Annotated in this window: 10 protein-coding genes; 2 read left to right on the forward strand and 8 right to left on the reverse strand. The window is 50.2% G+C overall.

Annotated elements, in window-relative coordinates:
- Positions 1-274: 274 nt before the first annotated feature.
- On the reverse strand, positions 275-904 hold the full coding sequence (coq7, locus tag NQD60_RS08025) for a 2-polyprenyl-3-methyl-6-methoxy-1,4-benzoquinone monooxygenase (protein ID WP_257100390.1): 630 nt from the start codon (positions 902-904) through the stop codon (positions 275-277).
- Positions 905-1265: 361 nt separating this feature from the next.
- Between coq7 and NQD60_RS08030 the strand changes: the two genes are divergently transcribed.
- Positions 1266-2453, forward strand: coding sequence for a porin (locus NQD60_RS08030; RefSeq protein WP_257100391.1), 1188 nt, complete (start codon positions 1266-1268; stop codon positions 2451-2453).
- A gap of 103 nt (positions 2454-2556) precedes the next feature.
- On the opposite strand, the gene NQD60_RS08035 is transcribed toward NQD60_RS08030, so the two are convergent.
- The 5 genes from NQD60_RS08035 to NQD60_RS08055 form a co-directional block, all read right to left on the reverse strand.
- Complete coding sequence (locus tag NQD60_RS08035) at positions 2557-4227, reverse strand: long-chain-fatty-acid--CoA ligase (RefSeq protein WP_257100392.1); 1671 nt, start codon at positions 4225-4227, stop codon at positions 2557-2559.
- Positions 4228-4642: 415 nt separating this feature from the next.
- Positions 4643-5998 (reverse strand): phosphoglucosamine mutase, encoded by a 1356-nt coding sequence (gene glmM, locus NQD60_RS08040; protein ID WP_257100393.1) that lies wholly within the window; start codon positions 5996-5998, stop codon positions 4643-4645.
- 15 nt (positions 5999-6013) lie between these two features.
- Positions 6014-6799, reverse strand: a complete 786-nt coding sequence (gene folP, locus NQD60_RS08045) for a dihydropteroate synthase (RefSeq protein ID WP_257101299.1) — start codon at positions 6797-6799, stop codon at positions 6014-6016.
- 150 nt (positions 6800-6949) lie between these two features.
- Positions 6950-8851 carry an ATP-dependent zinc metalloprotease FtsH gene (gene ftsH, locus NQD60_RS08050; RefSeq protein ID WP_257100394.1) on the reverse strand — a complete coding sequence of 634 codons (1902 nt, stop codon included), beginning with the start codon at positions 8849-8851 and terminating at the stop codon, positions 6950-6952.
- Between the two features lie 118 nt (positions 8852-8969).
- Positions 8970-9623: an RlmE family RNA methyltransferase gene (locus tag NQD60_RS08055; RefSeq protein WP_257100395.1), complete on the reverse strand. Its 654-nt coding sequence runs from the start codon at positions 9621-9623 to the stop codon at positions 8970-8972.
- A 116-nt stretch (positions 9624-9739) separates the two neighbouring features.
- On the opposite strand from NQD60_RS08055, the gene NQD60_RS08060 reads away from it, so the two are divergent.
- Positions 9740-10258 (forward strand): YhbY family RNA-binding protein, encoded by a 519-nt coding sequence (locus NQD60_RS08060; protein ID WP_257100396.1) that lies wholly within the window; start codon positions 9740-9742, stop codon positions 10256-10258.
- Positions 10259-10296: 38 nt separating this feature from the next.
- Here NQD60_RS08060 and greA read toward each other — a convergent pair whose 3' ends face one another.
- Both greA and carB read right to left on the reverse strand, forming a co-directional pair.
- On the reverse strand, positions 10297-10773 hold the full coding sequence (greA, locus tag NQD60_RS08065; RefSeq protein WP_257100397.1) for a transcription elongation factor GreA: 477 nt from the start codon (positions 10771-10773) through the stop codon (positions 10297-10299).
- 35 nt (positions 10774-10808) lie between these two features.
- Positions 10809-14084, reverse strand: a complete 3276-nt coding sequence (carB, locus tag NQD60_RS08070) for a carbamoyl-phosphate synthase large subunit (RefSeq protein WP_257100398.1) — start codon at positions 14082-14084, stop codon at positions 10809-10811.

Here is a 14084-nt window from a genome sequence, read left to right on the forward strand (position 1 = left end):
CCTATATGAATAAAGAGGGGCCTGAATTGTAGAGGGAGTTGGAAGGATGTCAGGGAAGACCCCTTTACTTTTTACAAGATATGTCAATAAATTCAAAATTTAACTCTATCCTGACGTAATTTGCACGGAGAATCTGACATCAGGTTAGGGTTTAGATCAACCGTACATCACTTCCATATTTTGAGGGCTTAAATTTGCCCACGCAATTGGTGAAATTGCCCTCCCCCTCACACACCGGCCATTGCGGTCACGATGGGGAAGAGCCGCTCTACATCTATATATAATAAGCGGTATAGGTCATCACCCGCGAACTCATGCGCATTAAATCACGCACCGGCAACGGTAACTCTATCCCCCCGGCATCGGAAGCGGCGCGCCCATGCGCGATTTCATCAGTACGCATTTGTTCGATAATGGCGCGCGATGCATGGTCATTTACCGGCAATTTCTCTAAATGGGTATCAAGATGCTGCTCAACTTGCCGCTCTGTCTCGGCCATAAAACCGAGGCTAATGCGATCGCCCATTTTTCCGGCGATAAAACCAATCGCAAAAGCACCGGCATACCATAGCGGATTAAGCAAACTCGGACGTGCGTCTAACGTATTTAAACGCTCTGCCAACCAACTCAGATGGTCCTCTTCCTCACGTGCTGCATGCTCGAAACTGGCTTTCAAGCGAGATGACTGAGTCGCAAGTTTCTGCGCTTGATACAGCGCTTGCGCACAAATTTCCCCAGTGTGATTCACGCGCATTAACGCACCTGCCTGCTTTTTCTCTGGTTCCAGCAACTCGGCCGCCATCCCTTCATCCAGGGCCTGGGGTATGGGCCGCGCGGCCCGGACAACACCGGTTATCGCCCGCAAACTTCGGTCAAATTCACCAATTAAACCATCAATCATCATCTTTACCCCATTCCTGAAAACACTTGCCACCATGCAGCAGTTGCTCGCGCTTAGCTATATGCACCCAGCCTGTTGTTGTGTAAATGTGACATAAATTTAGAATACATGGCGTGTAAAAGAGCTTTTTCTTTAACCTAGCTACTGAATTTGTTACAGTAGATTAACTTCTTGTGAAGTTGTAGCAGTAAATTCGGTATCTGGCTCCGTATTTTTTATGGGCGGGTCTACCTAGTGTTTTAGGGGGCCGCTGGAGTGCAGCACTATATTGCTTGCAGGTTATTTGGGCCTCAAGTTGTGAGCTGTGCGAGGGTCAGATCGTATATTTTGCCAAATAAATTCCCAATCTTCTTGGAGATACTCAATGAAAAAGTCACTTCTTGCTCTCGCGGCACTGGGTGCATTCGCTGGTGCGGCTCAGGCCCAAAGCAGCGTGACGCTGTATGGTGTGATTGACGCAGGTGTTAACTATGTTAGCAGCGTGCAAGCTACAGCTAAAGCTAAAGGCGGCAGACAATTTAGCCTAACTAGCGGTGTTATGCAAGGCAGCCGTTGGGGTGTGCGTGGTACGGAAAACCTCGGTGGTGGCTTGAAAGCTATTTTCACCTTGGAAAACGGATTTGAATTGAACAATGGCCGTTTGGCTCAAGGCGGTAGCGAGTTTGGCCGTCAAGCTTTTGTTGGCTTGTCAGGTGACTTCGGTACAGTAACCGTTGGTCGTCAATATGACTCAATTGCTGATTTTGTCGGTGGCTTTGCTGCAGGCAGCCAGTGGGGTACATATGCGGCTCACCCAGGTGACCTCGATAACTTCAATAATAGCGCTCGCATCAACAACTCGATCAAATACACCAGCCCAAATAACGGCGGCTTCACGTACAGCGCGTTGTACAGCCTGGGCGGCGTAGCAGGTGAATTCCAGAAAAACCGCACCTGGTCAGTTGGTGCAGGTTATGCAAATGGCCCGTTGGCTTTTGGTGTTGCCTACTTGAACGCGATGAATCCTAATCTCTCGATCTACGGCAATACTTCGGCAGACGGCGGCGTTGCAAAAAGCTTCTCCAACAACGCGATCTTAGGTGGCTTTGCATCTGCTAGCACATTGGAAATCGTTGGTTTGGGCGGTGCCTATACATTTGGTCCAGCTACGGTTGGTCTGACTTATAGCAATGTCAAACTCAAAGATTTGAATGATAGCCGCTCAGATGCAGGCAAATCTAACTTTACTGGTTCGCCTAAGTTCAACAACGGTGAAGTTAACCTCTCGTATCAGTTGACACCAGCTCTGAAAGTAGGAACAGCTTACTCCTACACAGAAAGCAACTCTGTCAGCATCAAAGGTCGTGACGAAAAAACTTCTAAAGCGAAGTTTCATCAAGTTAACCTCGGTGCTGATTACTCTCTGTCAAAACGCACCGATGTTTATGCCCTCGGCGCGTACCAGAAAGTCTGTGCTGGTAATGATGTAGTTGCGGCACAAATCGCTGGTCTTGAGCCTTCACGGAACAAGCGCCAAGCTGTTGTGCGCGTAGGTCTTCGCCACAAGTTCTAAATTGAGAAATGAAATTTAATTGAAAAATTAAATTAAGTTCTTATTAAAAAGGCGCCTTCGGGCGCCTTTTTTATTGGTGTACCACATGGCTTAGCCACAATGATCATAGCTGCTCCCGCAAAACCCTACGCAAAATCTTACCCACATTCGTCTTAGGCAATTCAGCGCGAAATTCTATAAACTTTGGACGCTTATACCCGGTTAACCGTTCTTTGCAAAAAGCCATCACCTCCGCTTCGATCAGAGCGGGGTCTTTTTTAACCACAAAAATCTTAACCACCTCTCCTGAATGCTCATTGGGCACGCCAATCGCCGCCGCCTCAAAAATACCCGGATGCTGCGCGAGGACTTCTTCGATTTCAGTCGGGTAGACATTAAATCCTGACACAATCATCATGTCTTTTTTGCGATCGACGATTTTGATGAAGCCATCTTCATTCATAACGCCAATATCGCCTGATTTAAAAAACCCATCCTCGGTCATTGCTTTAGCGGTTTCTTCCGGCCGATTCCAATAACCCGCCATCAATTGCGGCCCACGGATGCAAATTTCGCCCTCTTGACCTGGCGCTACTTCAACGCCGTCTTCATCTCGAATTGATACCTCAGTGGAAGGAATCGGTACTCCAATCGTGCCTGAATACGTCGTGGCAACCACAGAATTGCACGTCACGCACGGTGAAGTCTCAGACAGTCCATAGCCCTCAACAATCGGGGCGCGTGTGAGATCAAACCAGTGGCGCGCCACCGCTTCTTCTACCGCCATGCCTCCGCCATGTGCTACCAATAACTTTGAAAAATTGAGTTGCCCAAAGCCAGGGTGATTCAGCAATGCTTTATATAAGGTATTCACCGCCGGAAAAGTATTAAATGGATACGGTTTTAAGGTTTTAATCAAACCAGCAATATCGCGCGGGTTCGGAATTAAAATGCCCAGCCCGCCCGTGCGAATGCTCAGCAGCGCACATACGGTAAGCGCATACACATGGTAAAGTGGCAAAGCAACCACCGTGACCAGTTGCTTAATCTCTGGCCGATTGCGATGCGCGGGCGCAAGCCAAGCTTCTGATTGCAAAACATTCGCCAAAATATTGCGATGCAATAAGACAGCGCCTTTAGCTAAGCCTGTCGTACCGCCGGTATATTGCAAAAATGCAATCTGATCGGCGCTTGGCCGAGTGAATTTAAAGGCTAAGCGCGCACCGCTCGCCAGCATCTGATTAAAGCGGACATACTTTTTAAGCTGCCAAGCAGGCACCCTTTTTTTCAAATAACGCACAGCCGCATTAATGAACGGCCCTTTAACACCCATTAAATCGCCCATTGACGCCACGATTACCTGCTTAACGGCCGTACGGCCAATAATCCTGGCTAAGGTAGCTGCAAAATTTTCCAGTACGACAATGACCTCAGCGCCGCTGTCGCTCAATTGATGCTCAAGCTCATGGTCCGTATAGAGTGGATTCACATTAACCACCACATAGCCCGCCCGCAACACCGCCATCATCGCCACTGGATATTGCAAAATATTAGGCATCATCAAGGCAACGCGCGCGCCTGGTTGCAAATTTCTTGCCTGCAACCAGGCCGCCATCTGGCGCGAGAGCCGGTCCAGTTGACCATATGTCATGCTTTTGCCCAAGCAAACAAAGGCTTCCCGTTGAGCGTATTGGCTTAAGCTTTCTTCAAATAACTCAACCAATGATGTATAAGCCGATAGATCAACTTCGGCAGGAACTCCGGATGGATAGGATTTAAGCCAGATTTTTTCCATTTTTAATACTTCCCGTTAATCTCTTTACTCTTATTTTTTTAACCAAATGAAGTATTTTTCTAAGTTAATCCCTCCCACTCAAGCTGGTCAAGCGGTATATGGTGTACATTCGTGCGTTTGAAGAATATATTGGAGAGTGATCCAAACCGGGGGCTGACGTTTCTAGGCCGCCTCCTTGAGCAGCGCCAACTCAACACTCTCTTGAGTTTTCATACAGAGAAACCAACGGCAGAAGGTTTTACGCAGATCACCATTGAGCACTTGCACAGGCGTTTGAGAAGCTTCAGCCCTCAGTTTGGATCACTCTCTTGATTAAGGTGCTGCTTCATCATTGCGCGTTGGTAACGCCATAGCTTAAAAGAAGTTAGCTTGCCCGCAGCACTCTCTTGCGGAAACGATTAGATCAACCTAATCGTTAGGCGACACTACGCACCTTGTCTGCAATTGCTTCGGCATAGTGTACTGCTGCCGTTGCTTCCGCCGCTTCAACCATCACGCGCAATACTGGCTCGGTGCCAGAAGCCCTGATGAGCACACGACCGGTAGCGCCAAGGGCATGCTCAGCATGCGCAATCGCTGCTTTAATTTCATGATTACTATGCCAATCACTCCCTGGGCGTAGTTGAATGTTAATTAGTTTCTGCGGGAAAAGCTGCACGTCACGCAATATCGCAGCCAGCGTCTTGCCACTACGTTTTAACGCGGCCAGCACCAGTAACCCAGAAACAATGCCATCGCCAGTGGTGTGCCGATCAAGCGATAGAATGTGGCCCGAGCCTTCTGCGCCCAGTTGCCAGCCGCGCGCCCGTAAACGCTCAAGCACATAGCGGTCACCCACCGCGGCCCGCTCAAAGGCCACGCCTAACCGTTGCAAAGCGATTTCTACCGCTAAATTGGTCATCTGCGTCCCGACCACGCCAGCCACTTGGCCGTCTGTTGCAATGCGGTCAACAACGAGCGCATAAAGCAACTCATCGCCGTTATAGAGGCGCCCAGCAGCGTCGACAATTTGTAGCCTATCGGCATCGCCATCCAGCGCAATCCCCAAATCTGCATGGTTTTCTCGTACGGCTTGAATTAATGCATTGGGCGCAGTGGCACCACATTCTTTATTAATATTGAAGCCATTTGGCTGAGTGCCAAGCGCGACAACATCGGCGCCCAATTCATGAAATACATGGGGCGCAATATCATACGCTGCGCCATGCGCACAATCGACCACCAATTTCATCCCGCGCAAATCAAATTGTGCGGGAAAAGTACTTTTGCAAAACTCGATATAACGCCCTGCTGCATCATCCAACCGGCGCGCCTTGCCCAGTTGCTCAGAGGGCGCGCACACTAGAGCCCGATCCAGATTTGCCTCAATCTCACGCTCAATCTCATCAGGTAGTTTATTGCCATCGCCTGAAAAAAATTTAATCCCATTATCGTAGTAAGGGTTATGCGATGCGCTAATCACCACCCCCGCGGCTAAGCGTAAAGCACGGGTAAGATAAGCCACGCCTGGCGTTGGCATCGGACCCGCCAACATGACATCGACCCCGGCAGCAGAAAGCCCCGCCTCTAAGGCCGCTTCCAGCATATAGCCAGATACCCGCGTGTCTTTTCCGATTAGGACAGTTGGCCGGTTACCTGTTTGTAGTCCATGATCCGCACCTGCCAAGACTTTACCAGCGACATAACCCAAGCGTAATACGAAATCAGGGGTGATCGGCAACTCACCGACTTTGCCGCGAATACCATCTGTACCAAAATAATGGCGGTTCATTGTTGGGGGTTTCCTTTATCTAGCAGAATCTGCGGTTCGTACCGCACTCCATATTTTTAATGCATCAACCGTTGGCGCCACATCATGCACGCGAATGATGCGCGCGCCACGCTCGGCGGCACAAATTGCACCCGCAATGCTTGCTGCCGCGCGCTCGCTAGCCGGCCGGTCAATTACCGCCCCCAACATCGATTTGCGCGATAGGCCAATGAGTAGCGGCACATCAGCGGGCGCTAACTGCGCCAAATGGGCCAGCAAAGTGTAATTATGTTCAAGCGTTTTGCCAAAACCAAAGCCAGGGTCTACGCTAATGCGCGAGCGCTCAATCCCAGCTGCCTCCAATTCTGCAATCCGTGCGTGCAAAAAAGCCGCGACTTCGGCCACCACGTCTTGATAGGATGGCGCCCTTTGCATCATCTGCGGAGTGCCGCTCATATGCATCACGCATAGGCCACAACCACTTTGCTTGACGAGTTCAAGCGCGCCAGGCTGGCGCAAGCCCCAAATATCGTTAATCAGATCTGCCCCCTCAGCAAGGGCGGCCCGCATGACCTCCGGCTTATGCGTATCGATAGACAGCGGCACGCCGACATCGCGCAAGGCTTTAATGATTGGCAGCACACGCTCGAGTTCTTCGTTAAGCGGTACGGCTGGTGCGCCCGGACGCGTCGATTCGCCACCGATATCAATGAGATCCACGCCTTCATCAACCATTTGCATAGCACGCGCCAGGGCAGCATCATGGGTCAGAAAATGCGCGCCATCATAAAATGAATCGGGCGTAATATTTAGAATGCCCATGACCTGCGGGCGTGTCAGCGCAAGCCGAAAGCGCCCGCATTGAAATTCACTCGGACCAGAGATATTCACGCGTTGCACAAAGAACGTTTAAGTTAAGACCAAGAAAAAATGAGCGGCGCTCCCACCCCCGCTCACTCACATCACCACCGATCAGCGCGCTTCAGCAGGTTGTGCTGTAGTGGCTGGCTTAATTTCGGAATAACCGTCGTTGTCACCGCCCGCAGCCGAACTCCCGTCTGATGAATCATTCTTTGGTGAACGGGGAGGATTGCCAGCCATAATGTCGTTGACTTGATTGGCATCGATGGTTTCCCATTCAAGCAAAGCTTTGGCCATCGCTTCAACCTTATCACGGTTATTTTCGAGCAAATCGCGAGCCCTCTGATACTCTTGATCTAGCAGCCGGCGAATTTCTGCGTCGACCTTCTGTTGGGTGGCTTCGGAGACTGATTTTGAGGCTACTTTACCAAACATTGATTCTTGCTCGGTATCTACGTAAACCATCGTTCCCAGCACATCCGACATACCATAGCGAGTGACCATATCACGGGCAATTTTAGTCGCGCGCTCAAAATCGTTTGAGGCCCCCGTAGACATCGAGTCGAGAAATACTTCTTCCGCTACCCGACCGCCGAAAAGAATGGCGATCTCTTCTAGCATTTTGTCGCGATATAAATTGACCCGATCGTGCTCAGGCAGTTGCCAGGTAATCCCTAGCGCCATGCCGCGCGGCATAATCGAAACCTTATGCACGGGATCTGCGTGCGGCAAGAGTTTAGCGACCACGGCATGACCAGATTCATGGTAGGCCGTATTACGGCGCTCCTCTTCCCGCATGACCGCCGACTTGCGTTCTGGCCCCATAAAGATCTTGTCTTTGGCATCTTCAAAATCTTTCATTTCGACAATACGCTTATTGCGCCGTGCAGCAAACAACGCAGCTTCGTTGATGAGGTTGGCCAGGTCAGCGCCAGAAAAACCCGGTGTGCCACGCGCGATAATCGATGCATCGACATCATTTGAAATCGGCACTTTGCGCAAATGTACCTTCAAAATATGCTCACGCCCGCGGATATCAGGCAAACCAACATAGACTTGGCGATCAAACCGGCCTGGGCGCAATAGTGCTTTATCCAGCACATCAGAGCGGTTGGTGGCGGCAATCACAATGACGCCTGAATTGGCTTCAAAGCCGTCCATTTCAACCAACATTTGGTTTAAGGTTTGTTCGCGCTCATCATTGCCGCCGCCCATACCCGCGCCACGGTGACGCCCGACGGCATCGATTTCATCAATGAAGACAATGCATGGTGAATGTTTTTTTGCTTGTTCGAACATATCACGTACGCGCGCAGCACCCACGCCAACAAACATTTCAACGAAATCTGAGCCAGAGATACTAAAGAAAGGGGCCTTCGCTTCGCCAGCAATGGCGCGAGCCAACAAAGTTTTACCTGTACCCGGCGGACCAATCAGCAGCACGCCACGCGGAATACGGCCGCCAAGTTTTTGAAACTTCTGCGGATCGCGCAAAAAATCGACCAACTCTAGTACTTCTTCTTTGGCTTCGTCGCAACCTGCGACATCGTTAAAATTGATCGCATTATTATTCTCGTCGATCAGCCGCGCACGCGATTTGCCAAACGAGAAAGCGCCGCCTTTGCCACCGCCTTGCATCTGCCGCATCATATAAAACCAGAAGCCGATGATCAAAAGCGTTGGCCCGAGGTATGTCAGTGCAGAGATCAGTACATTGGTTTCTTCATCAGGTTTACCGCTCACCTGGACGTTGTATTTCATTAAATCGCCAACCATCCACATATCGCCAGGCGATGCAACTTGATACTTATTACCCTCAACTGGCGTCACCGCCAAATTGCGCCCGTGCACTAGAACATCCTTGATTTTGCCGTTCTTTGCATCCTCCATAAACTGGGAGTACGCAATCGTATTCTCGGGTGGGTGCGGCTTATCGAACTGCTTAAACACAGTAAACAATACCAGTGCAATGACCAGCCATACTAATGTCTTCGAAAGCATATTGTTATTCAAAGCGTCACTCCTTGGTCCATCGTGTGGAATTCACGATGCATAATATTAATTCAGTCCGCCGGCTATCTTCATAGCAAAAACTAAGCAGCTCATAGAAAATGCTGCAATGACTCACATATTATTGCGCCACTTTTAAACATTTTCCTAAAATAAAAACCTCGGCAGACTTGTCGCGCGAAGCCTTAGGCTTACGTGCTGCGACTGATTTGAAGCTCTGCTTAAACTTCTTAATAATTTGGCTATAGCCACTGCCATGAAAACATTTAACCAGCAATGCACCCTCTTGATGCAAGCACTGCTGCGCAAATTCTAACGCTAGATCGCACACATCTTCAATCCGTGCTGCGTCCGCTACCGCCACCCCTGATAAATTGGGCGACATATCAGAAAGAATCAGATCTATTTTACGCGTTCCAATCATTTCGGTTAACTGCGCCAACACAGCATTCTCGCGAAAATCGCCCTGAATAAAATGGACATCTGCAATAGGCTCCATCGGTAGTATATCAAGTGCAATGATCGTGCCCGAGAGATTATTTGTCTCAGAACGTGAATTTTGTGCAAGTTTGTGACGAACATATTGGCTCCAACTACCCGGAGCCGCCCCCAAATCAACAATAATTTGGCCCGAGCGAATGAGCTTATCTTGTTCATCGATTTCTTTCAATTTGTAGGCCGCCCGGGCCCGATACCCTTCACGCTGGGCAAGTTTTACATAAGGGTCATTGATATGATCATGCAACCAAGACTGGTTAAACCGGTTTTTTGCCATCTAATAAAAGTTATATCTATGTTTTTACTGAAATTTTAGCGGATAATATGGTTTTATATTTACTATAGCTGACTCTTTGTCTAACGTCAGCGTGTAAAAACTACTATTCTTAAATCATGCCTGCTTTATCCATTACGCCCGCCAAACGGGCGACTTTACGCGCACAAGCCCATGCCCTCAAGCCCGTCGTTATGATTGGCGCTGATGGCTTAACCGAAGCCGTGCTTGCTGAAATTGAAATCCATCTCAGCGTGCATGAGTTGATCAAAATTCGTGTCTTGGGCGACGATCGCGACGCGCGCGCCGCCATCTACCAAGATATTTGCGAGCAACTTAACGCCGCGCCGGTTCAACATATTGGCAAGTTATTGCTGATTTGGCGCGCCACGCCTGCGCCTCAGGAATCCCAAACAACTTTAGCGCGCCCGGCCCATCAAGGCCAAGCAGCCAAGCCCGCTAAAGGACGCGGCTCACGCCTGGTGACGATTGTCAAACCGAACCCAAATCCAAGCCGGCGCCCGCAAACTAAAAGCGTCCTAGTGCGCGGCAATGAACGCGTCACGGCAGGCGGCTCAATCAAGAAAGCAAAAAACCGGCAGGCCAGCACAAAACGCCAGTATCAGTCTGATAAATAGCGCTATCGCTAGACCTGTTTCAGCACCCTGCAGGTCTATTAAATATAGCGAATCGCAATAATTTCATATTCGCGCACGCCGCTTGGTGCTTGCACGGTCGCAACATCGCTTTCATATTTGCCAATCAGCGCTCGCGCAACGGGCGAACTGATTGAAAGCAAGCCGTGTTCAAGGTTGGCTTCATCATCCCCAACGATTTGATAGGTTACTCTTTCGCCCGAGGCCAGGTCCTCAAGATCAACCGTGGCGCCAAATACGGCGCGGCCGTCCGCATCAACCAGCGCCGGCTCGATAATTTGCGCGGCGGATAATTTTGCTTCTAACTCTAAAATCCGGCCTTCGATAAAAGCCTGCTTCTCTTTTGCCGCATCATATTCGGCATTTTCCGAAAGATCACCCTGAGCACGGGCTTCTGAGATTGAATGAATCACCGACGGCCGCTCGACTGTTTTCAGCCGATGCAGTTCGTCTTTTAATAGGCCAGCGCCACGTTTGGTTAACGGAATAGAAGTCATGAGGAAATTATACGGTACCTAAATACATTGAGGGGTTAGTTTAGACTAGCATGTAGCCCTTGTATATCATATACCTCTAGATTTTTTAAATAACGCAATCCCTCAACCGCTGCGCGCGCGCCTGACATCGTTGTGTAATACGTGACTTTATTAGCCAGAGCGCTGATCCGAATCGAACGGGAATCGGCAATCGCTGCGCGCGTTTCATCAACCGTTGTAAAAACTAACGCAATCTCACCATTTTTAAGCATATCGACAATGTGTGGGCGGCCGTCTTTCACTTTATTGACCGCCTTGACTGGCACGCCAGCCGCACTAATCGCCGCGGCCGTGCCTTTGGTTGCAACCAAGCAGTACCCGAGCTCGTGCAGTAAGCGCGCCAACTCAACTGCAGTGGGCTTATCGCTGTCTTTTACGGTCATCAAAACCGTACCAGAAACTGGTAAGCGCGAGCCAGCTGCAAGTTGCGACTTAAATAGCGCCTCGCCAAAAGTGCGGCCAATCCCCATCACCTCGCCAGTTGAGCGCATTTCAGGACCGAGTACGGGGTCCACGCTTGGAAATTTAGCAAACGGAAAGACCGCCTCTTTAACGCTAAACCAAGACGGCTCAACTTCCTCACCGATATGCTGCGCATCAAGGCTTTGCCCAACCATGCAACGCGCGGCAATTTTTGCGAGTTGCATGCCGGTTGCCTTGGAAATATAAGGGACTGTGCGTGAAGCGCGTGGATTGACTTCAAGCACATAAACAATATCTTCAACCTGCTGGGTTGGTCCAGTGCCCGCAGCTTGACGCTGAATCGCAAACTGCACGTTCATCAGCCCAACCACTTTTAAAGCCTGTGCCATCGCTACCGTTTGCCGCTTCAACTCGGCAATCGTGGCGGCCGAGAGCGAATAGGGCGGCAGTGAACACGCCGAGTCGCCCGAATGCACCCCAGCTTGTTCAATATGCTCCATCACGCCGCCAATAAAGACCCTTTGCCCATCTGCAATGCAATCCACATCACATTCAATGGCATCGTTCAGAAAACGGTCAAGTAACACTGGCGAATCGTTGGAAACCTTAACGGCCTCTCGCATATATCGCTCAAGCTCGCGCGGCTCATGCACAATTTCCATCGCGCGCCCACCGAGCACATAAGAAGGCCGCACCACGAGCGGATAACCAATTTCCTCAGCCAGCGCCAGCGCTTTTTCTTCAGTTCGAGCGGTGCGATTGGGTGGCTGGCGCAAGCCAAGTTTAGATAACAATTGCTGAAACCGCTCGCGGTCCTCAGCCATATCGATCATATCCGGCGTCGTCCCGATAATCGGCACGCCATTGGCCTCAAGATCAAGCGCCAGTTTGAGCGGAGTCTGCCCACCATATTGCACGATCACGCCTAAAGGTTGTTCTTTATCGACAATTTCGAGCACATCCTCTAACGTCAGCGGCTCGAAATATAGGCGATCCGAGGTGTCATAATCAGTCGATACCGTTTCTGGATTGCAATTGACCATAATCGTCTCATAGCCATCTTCACCCAGCGCAAGCGCCGCATGCACGCAACAATAATCAAACTCAATACCTTGCCCAATCCGATTTGGGCCACCACCTAACACAACAATTTTTTTGCGCTGAGTCGGCTGTGCTTCGCATTCTTCTTCATACGTTGAATACAAATAGGCCGTTTTTGTCGCGAATTCAGCCGCGCAACTATCCACTCGCTTATAGACTGGGCGCACATTGAGCGCCAGGCGACGGGCGCGCACGGCAGCTGGCTCCACCCCCAGCAATTTAGCCAAGCGCCGATCGGAAAAACCACTCCGCTTTAACTCACGCAATTCGTCGGCTGACAGACTCTCCAATGAACGTGTCCTCAAGGCCTGCTCTTTCAGCACGATTTGCTCAATCTGCGCTAAAAACCAAGGGTCGATATGGGTTTCTTGGTAAATTTCAGCTAGACTTAAACCGATCCGAAACGCATCGGCCACATACCAGATACGATCGGGGCCAGGCTCACCAATTTCTTCGCCAATTTGGTCGCGATCGGTCGATTTTTCATCCAGCCCATCCACTCCCACTTCAAGCCCGCGCAACGCTTTTTGAAAAGACTCCTGAAAGGTGCGGCCAATTGCCATGACCTCCCCGACCGATTTCATTTGGGTGGTCAAATGCGGATCAGCTGCGGGGAATTTCTCAAAAGCAAACCGTGGGATCTTGGTCACTACATAGTCAAGCGTAGGCTCAAACGAAGCCGGCGTGCCGGAGCCCGTTTCATTGCTGGTAATTTCATTTTTTAATTCATCGAGGGTGTAACCTACGGCAAGCTTAGCGGCGATCTTCGCAATTGGAAAACCGGTTGCCTTTGAGGCCAGCGCTGATGAACGCGATACCCGTGGGTTCATTTCAATGACCACCATCCGGCCATCGGCCGGATTAATCGCAAACTGTACATTTGAGCCCCCCGTATCAACGCCAATTTCGCGCAAGACGGCTAACGAGGCGTTGCGCAAGAGCTGATATTCTTTGTCCGTGAGCGTTTGCGCAGGCGCGACGGTAATTGAATCCCCGGTATGGATCCCCATTGGGTCTAGATTTTCAATTGAGCAAACAATGATGCAGTTATCATGCCGGTCGCGCACCACTTCCATTTCAAATTCTTTCCAGCCCAAGAGAGACTCTTCAATCAATAACTCATGGGTCGGCGAAAGATCGAGGCCGCGTTTGCAAATTTCTTCAAACTCTTCACGGTTATAGGCAATCCCACCGCCTGAGCCACCCATTGTAAAAGAGGGCCGGATAATCATTGGATAACCCGTGCCGCCGGTTTGTATTGAGATCTCGGCCTGTACTCTTAGCGCGTCCTCAAACGAATGAGCAATGCCAGATTTTGCCGAAGCCAGGCCAATCTTTGTCATGGCTTCTTTAAATTTCTGCCGGTCTTCTGCTTTATCAATCGCAGCCGGCGAAGCGCCAATTAATCCAACGTTGTATTGGGCAAGCACGCCATGATGATGTAGATCAAGCGCACAATTAAGGGCGGTCTGCCCACCCATGGTTGGCAAGATGGCGTCAGGACGCTCTTTGGCGATAATCCGCTCAAGCACTTCCCAAGTAATAGGCTCGATATAGGTCACATCCGCCATTTCCGGGTCAGTCATAATCGTTGCCGGATTACTATTGACCAAGATCACCGTGTAACCTTCATCACGCAATGCCTTGCACGCTTGCGCGCCTGAATAGTCGAACTCGCATGCTTGGCCGATGATAATCGGACCCGCTCCGATGATTAGGATTTTATTAATATCTGTGCGCTTAGGCAT

It is taken from the genome of Mycoavidus sp. SF9855 (assembly GCF_024582735.1).
GTDB lineage: Bacteria > Pseudomonadota > Gammaproteobacteria > Burkholderiales > Burkholderiaceae > Mycoavidus.